Annotated in this window: 16 protein-coding genes; 8 read left to right on the top strand and 8 right to left on the bottom strand. The window is 67.9% G+C overall.

Annotated elements, in window-relative coordinates; genetic code table 11:
* The first annotated feature begins 234 nt into the window (after window positions 1–234).
* From panE to DPV79_RS09475, 8 genes are all read left to right on the top strand, one after another.
* Window positions 235–1182, top strand: coding sequence for a 2-dehydropantoate 2-reductase (panE, locus tag DPV79_RS09510; protein WP_059686664.1), 948 nt, complete (start codon window positions 235–237; stop codon window positions 1180–1182).
* Window positions 1183–1413: 231 nt separating this feature from the next.
* A complete protein-coding gene (locus DPV79_RS09505) occupies window positions 1414–2373 on the top strand; it encodes an AraC family transcriptional regulator (protein WP_048023218.1) in 960 nt (319 codons plus the stop codon).
* 118 nt (window positions 2374–2491) lie between these two features.
* Window positions 2492–3436 carry a substrate-binding domain-containing protein gene (locus DPV79_RS09500; protein WP_059686662.1) on the top strand — a complete coding sequence of 315 codons (945 nt, stop codon included), beginning with the start codon at window positions 2492–2494 and terminating at the stop codon, window positions 3434–3436.
* A gap of 62 nt (window positions 3437–3498) precedes the next feature.
* Window positions 3499–5019, top strand: coding sequence for a sugar ABC transporter ATP-binding protein (locus DPV79_RS09495; RefSeq protein ID WP_060067077.1), 1521 nt, complete (start codon window positions 3499–3501; stop codon window positions 5017–5019).
* A complete protein-coding gene (locus DPV79_RS09490) occupies window positions 5006–6019 on the top strand; it encodes an ABC transporter permease (protein ID WP_060066519.1) in 1014 nt (337 codons plus the stop codon). The genes DPV79_RS09495 and DPV79_RS09490 overlap by 14 nt, the downstream gene beginning before the upstream one ends.
* Window positions 6020–6065: 46 nt before the next feature.
* The gene (locus DPV79_RS09485) at window positions 6066–7154 is read left to right on the top strand and encodes an alcohol dehydrogenase catalytic domain-containing protein (protein ID WP_113045286.1); all 1089 of its coding nucleotides are present in this window, start codon (window positions 6066–6068) and stop codon (window positions 7152–7154) included.
* A 29-nt stretch (window positions 7155–7183) separates the two neighbouring features.
* Window positions 7184–8731 carry an FGGY-family carbohydrate kinase gene (locus DPV79_RS09480; RefSeq protein ID WP_113045373.1) on the top strand — a complete coding sequence of 516 codons (1548 nt, stop codon included), beginning with the start codon at window positions 7184–7186 and terminating at the stop codon, window positions 8729–8731.
* Window positions 8728–9486: an SDR family oxidoreductase gene (locus DPV79_RS09475; protein WP_060048710.1), complete on the top strand. Its 759-nt coding sequence runs from the start codon at window positions 8728–8730 to the stop codon at window positions 9484–9486. The genes DPV79_RS09480 and DPV79_RS09475 overlap by 4 nt, the downstream gene beginning before the upstream one ends.
* A gap of 78 nt (window positions 9487–9564) precedes the next feature.
* Here DPV79_RS09475 and DPV79_RS42550 read toward each other — a convergent pair whose 3' ends face one another.
* The 8 genes from DPV79_RS42550 to DPV79_RS09440 form a co-directional block, all read right to left on the bottom strand.
* Complete coding sequence (locus DPV79_RS42550) at window positions 9565–9705, bottom strand: hypothetical protein (protein WP_021158153.1); 141 nt, start codon at window positions 9703–9705, stop codon at window positions 9565–9567.
* Window positions 9706–9908: 203 nt separating this feature from the next.
* Window positions 9909–10493, bottom strand: a complete 585-nt coding sequence (locus DPV79_RS09470) for a nucleotidyltransferase family protein (RefSeq protein WP_021158154.1) — start codon at window positions 10491–10493, stop codon at window positions 9909–9911.
* Between the two features lie 103 nt (window positions 10494–10596).
* Complete coding sequence (locus tag DPV79_RS09465; RefSeq protein ID WP_226203994.1) at window positions 10597–11277, bottom strand: M15 family metallopeptidase; 681 nt, start codon at window positions 11275–11277, stop codon at window positions 10597–10599.
* A gap of 156 nt (window positions 11278–11433) precedes the next feature.
* Window positions 11434–11829, bottom strand: a complete 396-nt coding sequence (locus tag DPV79_RS09460; protein WP_042973908.1) for a type II toxin-antitoxin system VapC family toxin — start codon at window positions 11827–11829, stop codon at window positions 11434–11436.
* Window positions 11826–12065 (bottom strand): type II toxin-antitoxin system Phd/YefM family antitoxin, encoded by a 240-nt coding sequence (locus tag DPV79_RS09455; RefSeq protein WP_011659184.1) that lies wholly within the window; start codon window positions 12063–12065, stop codon window positions 11826–11828. Before DPV79_RS09455 ends, DPV79_RS09460 begins: the two co-directional genes overlap by 4 nt.
* 89 nt (window positions 12066–12154) lie before the next feature.
* Entirely contained in the window at window positions 12155–12838 is a 684-nt protein-coding gene (locus tag DPV79_RS09450; RefSeq protein WP_113045285.1) for a Fe2+-dependent dioxygenase, read from the bottom strand.
* Window positions 12835–13602 (bottom strand): tetratricopeptide repeat protein, encoded by a 768-nt coding sequence (locus DPV79_RS09445; protein ID WP_113045284.1) that lies wholly within the window; start codon window positions 13600–13602, stop codon window positions 12835–12837. Before DPV79_RS09445 ends, DPV79_RS09450 begins: the two co-directional genes overlap by 4 nt.
* Before the next feature lie 3 nt (window positions 13603–13605).
* Window positions 13606–15852: a TonB-dependent receptor gene (locus DPV79_RS09440; RefSeq protein WP_113045283.1), complete on the bottom strand. Its 2247-nt coding sequence runs from the start codon at window positions 15850–15852 to the stop codon at window positions 13606–13608.
* Window positions 15853–16139: the final 287 nt, after the last annotated feature.

Raw genomic sequence — 16139 nt, 5'->3', positions numbered from 1 at the left:
GTGTGGTCGGTCAGTCGTGGAAGCTCGCCGGGGCGGCGTGACGGGATAAGTGTCTTGACGGCGCCCGACGTGCGTCGCCGTAGGCGGGTTATCCCTATGAGGCGCCCTTGCCGATGCCTTCGACACCAGCAAGGGTATCTATGCATATGCATAACGGGCGTCGCTATACTGTCGGGGCGATTGAATACGCGCCGCGCGCGGCGCGGCGGCGAATGAAACCGAAAGGAGGTAACGATGCGGATTCTGGTGGTGGGGGCCGGCGCGGTCGGCGGATATTTCGGCGGCCGGCTGGCCGCGGCGGGGCGCGACGTGACGTTCCTGGTGCGCGACGGCCGCGCGGCCGCGCTGGCGCGCGACGGGCTGCTGATCCGCAGCCCGCGCGGCGACCTGACGCTCGCGAACGTGCAGACCGTGCGCGCGGGCGACGCGGGTGCCGGCGTCGCGCCGTTCGACCTCGTGCTGCTGAGCTGCAAGGCGTACAGCCTCGACGACGCGATTCAGTCGTTCGCGCCGTTCGTCGGCCCGCAGACGCTGATCCTGCCCATGCTCAACGGGATGCGCCATCTCGACGTGCTGCGCGAGCGGTTCGGCGCCGCGCAGGTGCTCGGCGGGCTGTGCGTGATCGCGGCGACGCTCGATCGCGAGCAGCGCATCGTGCACCTCAACGACACGCACGGGGTCACGTTCGGCGAACTCGCGGGCGGCGAATCGCCGCGCGTGCGCGCGGTGGCCGAGGTGCTCGGCGGCGCGGGTTTCGATGCGACGCTCAGTGACGACGTGGCCGCGCGGATGTGGGAAAAATGGGTGTTCCTCGCGACGCTCGCCGCGAGCACGTCGCTGTTCCGCGCGTCGGTCGGCGACATTCTCGCCGCGCCGGACGGCCGCCGCCTGCTCGAGACGATGCTCGGCGAATGCAGTGCGATTGCCGAGCACAACGGCCACCGGCCCGATCCGGCCGCCATCGAGCGGATGCAGCGGATGGTGCTGACGCCGTCGCCGCTGACCGCGTCGATGCTGCGCGACGTCGAAAACCATGCGCGCGTCGAAGCCGATCACGTGATCGGCGACCTGCTCGCGCGCCGCGACCCGCAGGCGGCCGATGCGCTGTCGCTGCTGCGGATCGCGTACAACCACCTGAAGGCGTACGAAGCGCGTACCGCGCGCGAGCACGCGGCCGCGTAAGCGCCGGGCGGGCGGCCGCCCGGCCGTTCCGCACTGCACAAATTTGCCATCCGGCGCCATTTGCGGCCGGAATGGGCAAAAAAGTATCGAAAATCAGGCGTAAAGTTGGTGGAGCCGCGCGCTCGATCGACCTACATTGCTTCCCATGCGACCGGTCGCGTCGCCGCGTGAAATACGCGGCGCACGCGCAAAACGAACCGGCCGGCGAGACACGGGAATGGAGACGCCCACATGATGCACCCCGATCTGGAAGTGGTCGAAGTGCGACGCGACGAGTCGTTCAAGGTCTGGTCGCACGGTTATCCGTATCGCACGATCCGCTGGCACTTCCATCCCGAATTCGAACTGCACCTGATCGTCGCGACGCGCGGCAAGTATTTCGTCGGCGACCACATCGGCTCGTTCGGCCCCGGCCATCTCGTGCTGCTCGGCCCGAACCTGCCGCACAACTGGGTCAGCGACATGGCCGAAGGCGAGACCGTCGAACGCCGCAATCTCGTGATCCAGTTTGATCCGGTATTCGTGCGCCGCTGCATGGACGCGTTTCCCGAATGCCGCGACGCGCAGGCGTTGCTCGACGATGCGCGGCGCGGGGTCGGCTTCGACGCGGCGACCAGCGCCGCGATCGCGCCGCTGTTCGACGAACTGCTGGCCGCGCGCGGCATGCGCCGCATCGCGCTGTTCATGACGATCCTCGAACGGCTGTGCGGGGCGGCCGAACGCACGCTGCTCGCGAGCCCCGCGTACGACCAGGCCGATGTCACGCCGACGCGGCTCAGCCATGCGCTGTCGTACATCGGCAAGAACCTCGCGTCCGAGCTGCGCGAATCCGATCTCGCGCAACTGACCGGGCAGAGCGTCAGCGCGTTCTCGCGCGCGTTTCATCGACAGACGGGCATGCCGTTCGTCCAGTACGTGAATCGCCTGCGGATCGAATCCGCGTGCCAGCTGCTGCTCGCCGACGACGCGAACATCACCGATATCTGCTTCCAGGCCGGCTTCAACAACGTGTCGAACTTCAACCGCCAGTTCCGCGCGGTGAAGGGGATGGCGCCGTCCGAATTCCGCGCACTGCAGCGCCTGAACGCGCGCAGCCGTGAACTGGCGCTGCACGCGGCGCCCACCGGTAATCCGCTGCCGCCGCGCGTCGTGACGCCCGGCGCGCCCGAACTCGCCCCGCAGCCCGGATGATCGCCGGGCCGCCGCCCGCCCGAGTTTTCCACGCCGTTTCACCCAGCCGATCGCGCCGCCCGCGTCGCGAGGGGCTTGCTCACCCACGAAAAAGCCTTATACAACCGGAGACACCGTCATGACGCCTGCATCGCCCGCCTCATCCCCCCGTCGCGCCGCCCGCCTGGCGGCGGTTGCCGCGCTCGCCGCCGCGGCCTGGCTGCCCGCCGCCGCCGTGCAGGCCGCACCGCTGCGGATCGGCATGACGTTCCAGGAGCTCAACAACCCGTATTTCGTGACGATGCAGAAGGCGCTGAACGACGCGGCCGCGTCGATCGGTGCGCAGGTCGTCGTCACCGACGCGCATCACGACGTCAGCAAGCAGGTGAGCGACGTCGAGGACATGCTGCAGAAGAAGATCGACATCCTGCTCGTGAACCCGACCGATTCGACCGGCATCCAGTCGGCGATCACGCAGGCGAAGAAGGCCGGCGCGGTGGTCGTGGCCGTCGATGCGAACGCGAACGGCCCGGTCGATTCGTTCGTCGGCTCGAAGAACTACGACGCGGGCGTGATGTCGTGCGACTACCTCGCGAAAGCGATCGGCGGCAGCGGCGAGGTGGCGATCCTCGACGGCATTCCGGTCGTGCCGATTCTCGAACGCGTGCGCGGCTGCAAGGCGGGGCTCGCGAAATACCCGAACGTGAAGCTGGTCGACACGCAGAACGGCAAGCAGGAGCGCGCGACCGCGCTGTCGGTGACCGAGAACCTGATCTCCGCGCACCCGAAGCTGAAGGGCGTCTTCAGCGTGAACGACGGCGGCGCGATGGGCGCGCTCGCCGCGATCGAGAGCTCGGGCAAGGACATCAAGCTGACGAGCGTCGACGGCGCGCCCGAGGCGATCGCCGCGATCCAGAAGCCGAATTCGAAGTTCATCGAGACGACCGCGCAGTTCCCGGCCGACCAGGTGCGTATCGCGCTCGGCATCGCGATTGCGCGCAAGTGGGGCGCGACGGTGCCGAAGGCGATCCCGGTCGACGTGAAGGTGGTCGACCGCGGCAATGCAAAGGGCTTCAGCTGGTGAACGACGTGCAATGCGACCCGAAGGGCGGCGGCACGGCCGGCGCCCTTCGTACGGAGAAACCGATGGACACGATACTCCGGCTCAGCGACATCGCGAAAAGCTTTCCGGGCGTGAAGGCGCTGTCCGGCATTCATCTCGAGATCGCGCGCGGCGAGATCCATGCGCTGCTCGGCGAGAACGGCGCGGGCAAGTCGACGCTGATGAAGATCCTGTGCGGCATTCATCGGCCCGATACCGGCACGATCGAGATCGACGGCGCGCTGCGTCGTTTCGCGGACTATCGCGACGCGGTCGCGGCGGGTGTCGGCATCGTGTTCCAGGAATTCAGCCTGATCCCGCATCTCGATGCCGTCGACAACCTGTTCCTCGGCCGCGAGCTGCGCAACCGCTGGGGCGCCCGCGACCGCAAGCGGATGCGTCGCGCGGCGGCCGGCATCTTCGCGCGGCTCGGCGTCGCGATCGATCTCGATGCGCCGATCCGTGCGCTGTCGGTCGCGCAGCAGCAGTTCGTCGAGATCGGCAAGGCGCTGTCGCTCGACGCGCGCATCCTGATCCTCGACGAACCGACCGCCACGCTCACGCCGGCCGAGGCCGGGCACCTGTTCGCGATCATGCGCGAGCTGAAGCGGCAGGGCGTCGCGATGATCTTCATCTCGCATCATCTCGAGGAAATCTTCGCGGTGTGCGACCGCATCACGGTGCTGCGCGACGGCCAGTACGTTGCGACGACCGACGTCGCGAGCACCGACGTCGAGCAGCTGGTGCGGATGATGGTCGGGCGGCGGATCGAGAGCAGTTTTCCGCCGAAGCCGGCGCGCGCGGCGGATGCGCCGCGGGTACTGGAGGTCGATGCGCTGCAGATCGAGCGCGACGGCCCCGTGAACCGCTTCGCGCTGCATGCGGGCGAGATTCTCGGCTTCGCCGGGCTGGTCGGCTCGGGCCGTACCGAAACCGCGCTCGCGGTGATCGGCGCGACGCGTGCGCACCGCAAGGACGTGCGCGTGCGCGGCACGGCGGCGACGCTCGCCGATCCGGCCGACGCGTTGCGCGCGGGCATCGGCATCCTGCCGGAAAGCCGCAAGACGGAAGGGCTCGTCACGTCGTTCTCGATTCGCGACAACATCTCGCTGAACAACCTCGGCAAGTACCGGTCGATGCGCTGGCTGATCGACCGCCGCGGCGAGGCGCGCGCGACGCACGACGTGATGCGGCGCGTCGGCGTGAAGGCGCCGTCGATCCATACCGAGGTCGCGACGCTGTCCGGTGGCAACCAGCAGAAGGTCGTGATCGCGCGCTGGCTCAACCATCACACGTCGGTGCTGATCTTCGACGAGCCGACGCGCGGCATCGACGTCGGTGCGAAAGCCGAAATCTACGGGCTGATGCGCGAACTCACCGCGCGCGGCTACGCCATCATCATGATCTCGTCCGAGCTGCCGGAGATCGTCGGCATGTGCGATCGCGTCGCCGTGTTCCGGCAGGGGCGCATCGAGGCGACGCTCGAAGGCGACGAGATCGATCCCGACACGGTCATGACCTATGCCACGGCCGGCACGCGAGGAGCGACCCATGAACCTGCCTGATTCTTCTTCCACGTCTTCCCCGACCCTCGCGGCTGCCGCCGGAAACGGCGACGCGCCGCCGCCGCGCGCGATGTGGGCGCAGTTGCGACGCTCGACGCTGTTCTATCCGCTCGTCGGCCTGATCGTCGTATGCATCGCGATGATGATCGCGAGCCCGAGCTTCCTGTCCGCCGCGAACCTGGAGAACGTGCTGCGCCAGGTGTCGATCAACGCGATCATTGCGGTGGGCATGACCTGCGTGATCCTGACCGGCGGGATCGACCTGTCGGTCGGCTCGGTGATGGCGCTGTCGGGCACGCTCGCGGCCGGGCTGATGGTGGCCGGCGTGAACGCGGTGGCCGCGCTCGCGATCGGCATCGCGGTCGGCCTTGGGTTCGGCTTCCTGAACGGCCTGTTCGTCGCGTTCGCGGGCATGCCGCCGATCATCGTCACGCTCGCGACGATGGGCATCGCGCGCGGCCTGGCACTGATCTACACGGGCGGCTATCCGATCGACGGGCTGCCCGACTGGGTCGCGTTCTTCGGCAGCGGCAAGGTGTTCGGCATCCAGGCGCCGGTACTGATCATGCTGGTGGTCTATGCAATCGCGTGGCTGCTGCTCGACCGGATGCCGTTCGGCCGCTACGTGTATGCGATCGGCGGCAACGAGCAGGCGACGCGGCTCACCGGCGTGCGCGTGGCGCGCGTGAAGCTGATCGTCTACACGCTCGCCGGGCTCACGTCGGCGCTCGCCGCGATCGTGCTGACCGGGCGGCTGATGAGCGGGCAGCCGAACGCGGGCGTGGGCTTCGAGCTCGACGCGATCGCGGCCGTCGTGATGGGCGGCACGTCGATCTCGGGCGGGCGCGGCGCGATCCTCGGCACGCTGGTCGGCGCGCTGCTGCTCGGCGTGCTCAACAACGGGCTGAACATGATCGGCGTGAACCCGTATGTGCAGAACGTGATCAAGGGCGGAATCATCCTGCTCGCGATCTACATCAGCCGCGAACGGTCGCGGTAACGTGCGATCGATCAGATATCCGAATCATCAACGAAAGAGACAACTCATGACGACACCCGAAGTCCAGCCGCGGATGGCCGCGGTCGTCTGCCACGGCCCCGAGGACTACCGCGTCGAACAGGTCGCGAAGCCGCGCCCCGGCACGAACGAACTCGTGATCCGCATCGCCGCGTGCGGCATCTGCGCAAGCGACTGCAAGTGCTATACGGGCGCGAAGATGTTCTGGGGCGGCCCGAACCCGTGGGTCAAGGCGCCCGTGATTCCCGGTCACGAATTTTTCGGCCACGTCGAAGCGCTCGGCGACGGCGCGGCCGAGCACTTCGGCGTGGCGTTGGGCGACCGCGTGATCGCCGAGCAGATCGTGCCGTGCGGCAAGTGTCGTTATTGCCGGTCGGGCCAGTACTGGATGTGCGAAGTGCACAACATCTTCGGCTTCCAGCGCGAGGTGGCCGACGGCGGAATGGCCGAATACATGCGCATTCCGCCCACCGCGATCGTCCACAAGATCCCGCTCGGCGTGTCGCTCGAAGACGCCGCGATCATCGAGCCGCTGTCGTGCGCGATCCATACGGTGAACCGCGGCGACCTGCAGCTCGACGATGTGGTCGTGATCGCCGGAGCGGGCCCGCTCGGGCTGATGATGACGCAGGTCGCGCACCTGAAGACGCCGAAGAAACTCGTCGTGATCGACCTGATCGACGAGCGGCTCGAACTCGCGCGGCAGTACGGCGCCGACGTGACGATCAACCCGGCGCGCGACGATGCGCGCGCGATCGTCAGGTCGCTCACCGACGGCTACGGCTGCGACGTCTACATCGAGACGACCGGCGCGCCGGTCGGCGTGAGCCAGGGGCTCGACCTGATCCGCAAGCTCGGCCGCTTCGTCGAATTCAGCGTGTTCGGCGAGGATGCGACCGTCGACTGGTCGATCATCGGCGACCGCAAGGAGCTCGACGTGCGCGGCGCGCACCTGGGGCCATACTGCTACCCGATCGCGATCGACCTGCTCGCGCGCGGGCTCGTCACGTCGAAAGGCATCGTCACGCACGATTTCGCGCTCGAGGAGTGGGACGACGCGATCCGCGTCGCGAAATCGCCCGAATCGATCAAGGTGCTGCTGAAGCCGGCCCGCTGACGGCCGGCGTGCGCCTCACCGGAGACATCATGGAATACGTCATAGGCGTGGACATCGGCACGCAGAGCACCAAGGCACTGCTCGTCGATCGGCACGGCACGATCGTCGCGCGGCGCTCGGCCGGCTACCAGCCCGATACGCCGCGCCCGCTGTGGGCCGAGCAATGGCCGCAGGTGTGGTTCGACGCCGTGCTCGAATGCATCGCCGGCTGCGTGAGCGATGCGCGCGCGCAGGGTGTGCCGGCCGACGCGATCCGCGCGGTGTGCGTGGGCAGCCTGTACGGCGGCTCGGGCGTTCCGGTCGACAGCGACATGCGGCCGGTCCATCCGTGCCTGATCTGGATGGACCGGCGCGCGACCGCTGAAGTCGACTGGATCAATGCGAACGTGAACGTCGAGCGGCTGCGCGTGATCACGGGCAACGGCGTCGACAGCTATTACGGCTTCACGAAGATGCTGTGGCTGCGCGACCAGCGGCCGGACGTGTGGGCGAACGTGCGCTACTTCCTGCCGCCGAACGCCTACGTGATCTACCTGCTGACCGGCGAGGTCGCGGTCGATCACAGCTCGGCCGGCAACATCGGCGGCGTGTACGACGTCGCGCGCCGCGAATGGTCCGACGATGCGCTCGACATGCTCGGCATCCCGGCGACGATGATGCCCGAGCGGCTCGTCGAATCGACGGACGTCGTCGGCGGCCTGCTGTCGCAATGGACGGAGCCGCTCGGGCTGCCGGCCGGCACGCCCGTCGTCGCGGGCGGCGTCGATGCGGCCGTCGCGACCTTCGCGGCCGGCGCGACACGCGCGGGGCAGCATGTCGCGATGATCGGCACCAGCATGTGCTGGGGTTACGTGAGCCGGCACGTCGATGCGCGGCACGGGCTCGTCAGCATGCCGCACGTGTTCGACGGGCAGCGCGACCTGTACGTGTTCGGCGGCGCGATCACGGCAGGCGCGTCGGTCGCGTGGTTTCGCGACCAGTTCTGTCATGCGGAGATCGATGCGGCACGCCTGCTGCCGCACGGCGATCCGCACGTGTTGCTCGAGGAGGCGGCCGAAAGCGTGCCGCCGGGCGCCGATGGCGTGCTGTTCCTGCCGTACCTGATGGGCGAACGCAGCCCGGTGTGGGACGCGAAGGCGAGCGGCGCATTCGTCGGGCTGAGTCTCGCGCACACGCGCGCGCACCTGTATCGCGCGGTGCTCGAAGGTGTCGCGTTCGCGTTGCGGCACAACATCGAGGCCGGCCGACGCGGCGCGGCCGCGCTCGACGACCGGCTGATCGTCGTGGGCGGGGCCGCGCATTCGGCGCTGTGGATGCAGATCATCGCGGACGTGACGGGCTTCCCGGTGTGGACGATCGAGCAGGACGTCGAAGCCGCGATGGGGGCGGCCCTGCTCGCGGGAGTTGGGGTGGGGCTCGTGTCGCACGAGGATGCGCAAGGCGGATGGGTCACGCTCGTCGAGCGCGCGCGGCCCGATGCCGGACGCGCGGCAGCCTATGCGGCGCGCTTTGCGCTCTATACGGCGCTGTATCCGGCGCTCGCACCGATCATGCACGGGTTGCACACGCCATCATGAAAAGTCGATTCGATTTCGGCGGTTCGCGGGTGCTCGTCACGGGGGCGTCGAGCGGGATCGGGCGCGCGTGCGCGGTCGCGCTGGCGCGGGCGGGCGCGCGGGTCGTCGCGGCGGGGCGCGACATGGCCGCGCTCGACGCGCTGGCCGGCGAGGCTGCGTGCGAGACGTTGCGCGTCGATGTCGGTGGCGACGAGCACGCGATCGACGCGGCGCTCGCCGCGCACGACGCGTTCGACGGCCTCGTGAATTGCGCGGGGATCGCGTCGCTCGAATCGGCGCTCGACGTGAGCGCCGCGCATTTCGATCGCGTGATGGCGGTCAACGCGCGCGGCGCGGCGCTCGTCGCACGGGCCGTCGCGCGGAAGATGATCGCGCGCGACGGACGTGGCGCAGCGCGGGCGCGGGGCAGCATCGTCAACGTATCGAGCCAGGCCGCGCTCGTCGGCCTGCCCGCGCATCTGGGTTATTGCGCGTCGAAGGCGGCGATGGACGCGATCACGCGCGTGCTGTGCATCGAACTCGGGCCGCACGGCATTCGTGTGAACAGTGTGAACCCGACGGTCACCCTCACGCCGATGGCGCAGTTCGCCTGGAGCGATCCGGAAAAGCGTGCGCCGATGCTGGCCGCGATCCCGCTCGGGCGATTCGCGGAGCCGGACGAGGTCGTCGAGCCGATCCTGTTCCTGCTGAGCGATGCGGCATCGATGGTCAGCGGCGTATCGCTGCCGATCGACGGCGGGTATACCGCGCGTTAGGCAACGTCATGCGCGGGCGCCGCATGACCGGAACCCGTGGCGAATGCACGGCGAATGCCCGGCGCGGCCGCGCGGCGGCTAGACCGGGTCCTTGCTCGGCGGTCCGTCCGGTTGCTGCGGGTTGTCGTGATGGCCGGGCGGCGACGACAGCGGGTCGTCTTCCGGGTCGCGGTTCGGGTCGGCCGGTGGCTCGGGCGTCGGGGTCGTGTGATCGGTCATGGAGAACTCGCGCAGTGCGTGACGGCGGTGGCGCGGCGGGGGCGCCTCGTCTCCGTTATAGGCAATCGGGCGTGCATTTGCAGCGGGATTGTCGCGGTGGGGCGCCGGTCGTCGGGGCAATCCGCGCGGGCGTGGTTTTCGTGCCGACGCCTGTTGCGCCGGGGCGGGCCATGCGCCGCTCCGCGTGCGGGGCGGGATCGGCGTCAGCGCAGATCCGCGGGCGTATCGACGTCGCGCACGATGCCCGGATCGTCGACGTCGAGCAGCCTGACCGGTGCACTGGCGAACAGCGCGCGGGCGCCGGTGTCGCCGTCGAGGGCGGCGAGCGCATCGAAGTGGTGCGCGGCGAACCCGACCGGATGGCCGCGCGCGCCGCGATGCGCGGGTGCGACGATCGACGCGTCGTCGGCGTCGAGTGCGCGTGTGACGCTTTCGTAGGTGGACGCCGCGATCCACGGCATGTCGCCGAGCGCGACGAGCCAGCCGTTCGCGTCGGGTGTCGCGCGCACGCCGGCCGCGAGGCTCGCGCCCATGCCGCGCACCGCATCGGGCGCGTAGACGACATGGCAGCCGGCCTCGTTCAGCAGCATCGCGAGTTTTTCGGCACCGGGACGCACGACGGCGATCACGTCGGCCGTGGCCGCCGCGAGACGGCGGGCGGCCGCGACCGCAACCGGCGTGCCGTCGGGAAGCAGCGCGAGCAGCTTGCTGTGCAGGCCGCTCGGGTCGAAGCGTTGACCGAGGCCGCCCGCGAGGAGGACGCCGGTGGCGAGTGACGCATAGGACATCGGCGCGGGGGAGAGTGATGCAGGTGCTGCGATTGTGCGGGAGCGGGCAGGGATCGACAAGTGAGGATGTTACCGGGGCGGGTTCGTTTCGTCGGAAAGAACGTCAGCGCGCGGCTTCGTCGAGCATGCTTTCCTCGACGGGACCGTAAATTGCGTGCGACTGGTTGTGCATGACGGCCCAATAGCGGTCGCCGAATGACCAATGCCACCATTCCGACGGGTAATTGGTGAAGCCGGCGCCCGTCAGCGCGGCGATCAGCACCTGGCGGTGGCGGGCGGCAGCCCGGCTGATGAACGGGTTGTGCGTATAACACGCGCCGGACGATTCCTGGTCGGTTGCGTCGAGCACGCAGCCCATGTCGAGCTCGACGCCGTCCGTCGAGATCAGTGTCAGGTCGACGGCCGCGCCCGTCGGATGGGCGGCGACTTCCGGCGGCGCGACGTAGTGGCTCGTCAGCGCGACCAATGTGTCTTCGTCCGGCAGCGGGTTCAGCGTCCGGCGCAGGTGCGCGAGATGCCGGGTGAAGTAGCGGCGTTGCAGCGCCAGCGGACGATAGCCTTCCTTGACGTACAGGCGCAGGCCGTCGGGCAGCGCGTGCGCGGCGGCGATCAGCCGTTGCGCCACACCGTGACGCACTTTCAGGAAATGCCGGCTCGAGTGTGCGGCGTCGTCGCGGCCGGGATCGACGGCGATGCGGTCATGAAAACCGGCGAGATCGACAAACCCTTCGTGCGACTCCAGCAGGGCGATCGAGCGGACAACCGGATCGGAGAGCGATATCACGATAGCGGACGAAATGGCGCGATGACGCGATGACGGTTGCGGGCCATGAGCCGGCGCCGAGGCAGGCCGGCCGAGGCCGTTTTGGTCAGACGATTCGCCAATATGCCAGAGTCCGGCAAAGGATGCGCGGCGGTTTGGACCGCGGGCAGGCGACGCTCACCAGAGCGTCTTGACGTGCGCGTAAGCGCGGATTTTTTCGTCGCGCGTGACGAGCGGCACGCCGAGCCGTCGAGCGGTCGCGACGATCATGCGATCGGCCGGATCCTTGTGGAACGTGCCGGGGAGGTTGGTGGATTTCGCGGCGATGTCGGCGTCGACGGGCACGAAGCGCATCCCGTCGATCTGCGCGACGGTGGCGAGCCATGCTTCGACCTCCATCGTCAGTGCGAGGCGGTCGTTGCGCACCAGCATCGCGATCTCCCACGCGGAGATCGCGGACGCGGCGAGCGCGCCTTCGCTCCGGGCGCGATCGATCGCGCTTCTCGCCTTCCTGCTGAGCGACGGGTCGCCCGCCACCCACCATACCAATGCATGTGTATCCAGCACGATCACCGCGACGCCTCCCAATCATCTTCCGCAATCGGATCGAGAGGATTGTCATAGCGCATGACCGAACCGCGCAATATGTCCAACGGCTGAGCTTCGCGTGCGTGATACGGCCGGATCTCGAGCGTCGGCTTGCCGTGATCGGTGACGATCAGGCTTTCGCCCGACGCCTCGACGAGCCGGAAGTATTCGAGTGCGCGAGCCTTGAATTCGGATTTCGATACGGGAGCGTGCGGCATCATGATATGAGCATGGTCATTTGACGATAGTCATTTTAGTCATGGAGTCCGACGCAGCGCAAGCGCCGGGGGGGCAGCGTTAACCGTTCGCGTTACGCATCCGCCCACTTCCTCAACAGGTTGTGATAAATCCCCGTCAACGCAATGACCATCGGATCCTTCGCGCCTTTATCCGCGGAAAGCGCCTGAATCTGCATATCGAGCTGGAACAGCAGCGTGCGGTCGCCGTCGTCGCGCACCATGCTCTGGATCCAGAAGAACGACGCGACGCGCTCGCCGCGCGTGACGGGCGTCACCTGATGCAGGCTCGACGCCGGATACAGCACGAGATCGCCTGCCGGCAGCTTCGCGCGATGGGTGCCGTACGTATCCTCGACACACAGCTCGCCGCCGTCGTACGCATCGGGTTCCTCGAGAAACAGCGTCGCCGACAGGTCGCTGCGCACGCGGAAATCCGTGCCGCGCAGCAGCCGGATCGCGTTGTCGACATGCGTGCCGAACGTCTCGCCGCCTTCGTAGCGATTGAACAGCGGCGGAAACACCTTGAGCGGCAGCGCCGCCGAAAAGAACAGCGGGTGGCGCGCGAGCGCGTCCTGGATCGCGTCGCCCACCGCACGCGCGGCGGGCGAGCCTTCCGGCAATTGGCGGTTGCGTTTCGCGAGCGCCGACTGCGCGCCGGACGTCGCGTTACCGTCGACCCATTCGGCCGCATCGAGGTGGTCGCGGCATTGCGCGACCTGCGCCTTGGTCAACACGCCGGGGATATGAAGCATCATGTTGCGGATTCCATAACGTGCGGCTGCGGTTGGGGTTGCAACTGCAGCGCCGCCGCACGAAATGCGTCGATCGGCGACGACGCGAGATACGCGCGCATCTTCGCGACGAACGCGGGGGTAGCGGTGGCCGGCACGCGCGCGAGCCAGCCGAGCGCTTCGTCGACGCGCCCGCGCTCGGCGAGCAGCCGCGCATAGTTGAACTGGCCGCGGAAGTCGCCGGCGACGGCGGCGCGGCGATAGTGGTCGAACGCGGCGTCGGGGTCGGCCGGTACGACCCAGCCGTCCTCGTAGAAACCGCCGATCAGGTTGATCGATTTCGCATGGCCGAGCGCGGCCGCGCGGCGGAACCAGTCGAGCGCGTCGGCGCGGTTCTCGTCGACGCCATTGCCGAGCGCGAGCGCCGTCGCGTAGTTGTACATGCCCCAGTCGAGCCCCGCATGAGCGGCGAGCCGGTACCAGTACACGGCGACCGGCGCGCACGCGGCCGTGCCCCAGCCGAACTCGTAGCAGCGGCCGAGCATGTTCATCGCCATCGCGTGGCCGGCCCGCGCCGCGTGCCGGAACCAGTTGAACGCGGCCGCCGGGTCGCGCGCGACGCCATGCCCGTCGAGCAGGTACTGCCCGTAGACGGCCTGCGCATCGACGATGCCGTTGTCGGCCGCCGCCGCGATCCACGCGGCGGCGCGCTCGGGCGGCCCGGCCAGGATATCGGCGAACTCGCGCGGCGACACCGACGCGAGCGCCTTCAGCGATATAGCCTCCATCGATCAGTAGCGCGCGTTCAGCGTGACGAACGCCGAGCGGCCCGGGGCGATCGACGCGTAGTGCGCCGGGTACGCCTGGTCGAAGTAGGAGCGGTTGAACAGGTTGTTCACGTTCAGTTGCAGGTCGAGCTTCTTGTTGATGCGGTACTGCGCCATCGCGTCGAAGCGCCAGTACGACGGCACTGCTCGCAGGTTCGCGGGATCGCCGAACACTTCCGACATGTAGAACGCGCCGCCGCCGACCGTGAACTTCGGCGTCACGTCGTAGTTCGACCACATCGTGAGACTGTGCTTCGGCGTGTTCGGGAAGCGGTTGCCGTCGTTCGCCGCGTCCTTGCCGTTGTCGCGCAGCGCGCTCTTCATGTACGTGTAGCCGCCGAACACCTGCCACTGCTTCGTGATCTGCCCTGCGACGCCGAGTTCGAGACCCTGCACACGCTTGTTGCCGACCATCGCGTACTGGTTGTTCGGCAGCGTCACGCGCGCGTTGGTCGTGTCGATCTGGAACAGCGCGGCGGTGAGTGACAGCTTGTCGTTCAGCACGTTCCACTTGGTGCCGAGCTCGATGCTGCGGTTCTTCTCGGGCGCCATCTGATCGGCGTTCGGGCCGACGCCGCCGCGGCCCGGCGTGAGCGACTGCGTCTCGCTGCCTTCGCCGAGCAGCATGCCGGCCGGCGTCGACGACGTCGCATACGACGCGTAGATGCTGCCGTTCTGCGCGGGTTTGAACACGAGGCCGGCCTGCCAGTTCACGAGCGTGTCGTCGCGCGTATAGGTTTTACCGCCGTTGGCCTTGGTGTCGGTGAAGCGGGTCGAGTAGTCGTCGACGCGCACGCCGGCGTTGACCTGCCAGCGCGGCGTGATCTCGATCGTGTCGAAGCCGTAGATCGACTTCGTCGTGGTGCGTGCATGCGCGTAGTCGTTGTTGCGTGTGATCGAACCGGCCCACGGGTCGTTCGGGTTCGGCGACCACAGGCTCGTGCAGTTGTAGCCCGATGCGGCGCCGATGCCTTTCTGGCAGATCTTGCCGGTGTCGGTCGCGACGTTGTAGCTGTCGCGCTTGCCCCATTCGCGCGTCAGCTCGATGCCGGTCGTGAAGCTGTGCTTGAACGGGCCGGTGCGGAACTCGCCGAACAGCTCGGTCAGGTTCGCCAGGCTGTTGATCGAACTGTCGCGGTTGTTGTTGCGGCGCCAGACCTTGCCGTTCACCACGTTGCCCTGGCTGTCGTCCGGCTGGGTCCAGATGTAGTCCTGCGTCGATTCCGTGTAACGCGTGGTGTTGCGAATCGTCAGCGCCGACGTGATGTCGTGCTCGATCTTGATCGTGCTGATGTCCGACGTGGTCTTGCGGAAGTCGCGGTCGATCAGCCCGTAGAAGTTGTGGCGGTCGACGGGGGCCGGATAGATCGTGCCGACGTTCGCGGGTTTGTTCGACGCCGTATAGAAATACGGGATGCCGCCGTCGGGCATGTCGTCGGTCGACAGGTGGTAGTAGCTCGCGGTTACGCGCGTCGGCGTGCCGAGGCCGAACGCGATCGACGGCGCGACGCCCCAGCGTTCGTTGTTGACGGCGTCGCGGCCGGCGACGTCGTTGTTGTGGCTCATCAGGTTCAGGCGGAATGCGGCGTGATCGGCGAATTGCCAGTTGCCGTCGGCCGTGAAGCGGCGATAGCGGTCGGTGCCGAGGCCCGCGCTCGCGGCGGCGGTGGTGCCGAGGTGCGGGGCCTTCGTGATCAGGTTGATGCTGCCGCCCGCGCCGCCGCGGCCGCCGTACGCGCCGTCGGAGCCCTTGGTGATCTCGATGCGTTCGGTATTGAAGATCTCGCGCGTCGTGGCACCCGTGTCGCGCATGCCGTCGACGAACATGCTGCCCTGCGTGTCGTAGCCGCGGATGAACGGACGGTCGCCGAGCGGGTTGCCGCCTTCGCCGGCGCCGAACGTGATGCCGGGCACGGTGCGCAGCGCTTCCGTCAGCGTCGACGCGCCGCTGTTCTGGATCAGCTCCTGCGGGATCACGGTGACGGATTTCGGCGTGTCGACGAGCGGCGCGGTGAATTTCACGGAAGCGGAGAAATCGGCCTTGTAGCTGTGCTCGGCCTTGCCCTGTACCTCGATCGGCGCGAGATGGCCTTCGGTACCGGCCGGGGCGGGTGGCGGCGTACCGTCCGCCGCGAATGCCGGGCCGGCGGCGAGCACGCTGCACAAGGTGGTGAATTTACCGAGCTTCAGCTCGTCGGGACGTGACTTCATGGTGCGCTTCGACCTCGCGGTGTGTCCCCGGGGCGGTGCGCTGCGGAAATGTGCACGCCGTCGGGAATTATTACGATTTGTTTTCAGGCGGCATTCTATGTAATTTCATCGTGAATGAGAAGCGTTCTTGTTCTCGTTTGTTAGGGAATTGTTGACGAATGTGACGGGGTCATTGCGGAGGGAAGATTGGCCGAATGACCAGATAGGAAGGGCTTGTCGGGCCGGTTAGAGTCGCAGTGTCGCGATTCACTTGGTATGACTGCAAAATGCTAATATGACTGCATTGA

It is taken from the genome of Burkholderia reimsis (assembly GCF_003294055.1).
Classification (GTDB): Bacteria; Pseudomonadota; Gammaproteobacteria; order Burkholderiales; family Burkholderiaceae; genus Burkholderia; species Burkholderia cepacia.
The sequence above is the reverse complement of the archived record's forward strand: the minus strand, read 5'-3'. Positions and strand labels throughout refer to the sequence as shown.